Annotated in this window: 1 pseudogene; it reads left to right on the top strand. The window is 57.0% G+C overall.

The features are described 5' to 3' along the window. The first annotated feature begins 86 nt into the window (after positions 1–86). Positions 87–1,090: pseudogene (locus ACM6UT_RS23330) on the top strand (IS30 family transposase). The last annotated feature ends 47 nt before the right edge of the window (positions 1,091–1,137 follow it).

Genomic DNA, 1,137 nt, shown 5'->3' on the forward strand with positions numbered 1-1,137 from the left:
CTTATGCGATCTTTGGGTGTAGCCGGGGCAGATTCCAATTTCAAATGCAACGAAGAGAATAATGGCCATGATCTCAGGAGGATAGGATGGGCCGCTCTTTTGTTCAGTTGAGTTTGGACGAACGTCGCGTGATTGCGCGGATGCATGAGAAGAAGATCAGCCAGGCGCAGATCGCCCGCACTCTGCGGCGAGATCGGTCGACGATCTGCCGGGAACTGCGGCGCAATTTCTGGCATGACCGTGAAGCTCGCGTCGCCGACGGATATTGGCACGTCACAGCACACGCTATGGCGTCGGACCGACGGCGCAAATATCGCAAGCTCCTGCGTGATCCTGCCCTGTGCGCTGCCGTTGTCGACAGGCTGAAGAATGGCTGGTCACCTGAGCAGATTTCCGGACGCCTGAAGCTTGCCAGTGGTTCGTCTGCCGGGCTGAGCCATGAGACGATCTACCAATATATCTACTCGCAGGAAGGCCAGGATCAACAACTGGCCCGCTATTTGCCGGAGCGGCGACGCAAACGGCGGCCACGATACGCACGCAAACCCAGAAGCCTTGTCTTTCAATGGAGTGCGCCATTCGCAATCGGCCGGAAGCCATCAATTCGCGAAGCGAATTCGGTCACTGGGAGGTTGATCTGATGATCTTCAGGAAAGAACATGGATCTGCCAACATCGCGACCGTCGTCGAGCGAAAGAGCCGCTACACTGTCCTGTTCCGCAACAACGACCGACGATCAAAGCCGATCATGAGCCAGTTGATCCGTCATCTGGCACCCCTGCCCGCGTCGGCTCGTCAGAGCCTCACATTCGATCGAGGCTTGGAGTTCGTCTCATGGCGAGAACTGGAAAAAGGCATGGGAACAGTGGCCTGGTTCTGTGACCCCCAGGCGCCATGGCAGAAAGGCACGGTTGAGAACACCAACAAGCGCGTCCGGCGATATCTCCCATCCGAGACCATCGTGCTGGATGTCACACACCAGGAAATCCGTGCCCTGTGTGATCGGCTCAACGAAACGCCGCGCAAGTGCCTGGGGTTTCAGACACCCAAGGAGATGTTTAGTCGCCACCTGTTGGCTCTCGAACGATGACGCGTGTAGATTTCCAGCCAGCGTTGCATTCAATCTGGAACCAGCAC

Source organism: Ciceribacter azotifigens, from assembly GCF_048159625.1.
Lineage (GTDB): Bacteria > Pseudomonadota > Alphaproteobacteria > Rhizobiales > Rhizobiaceae > Allorhizobium > Allorhizobium azotifigens.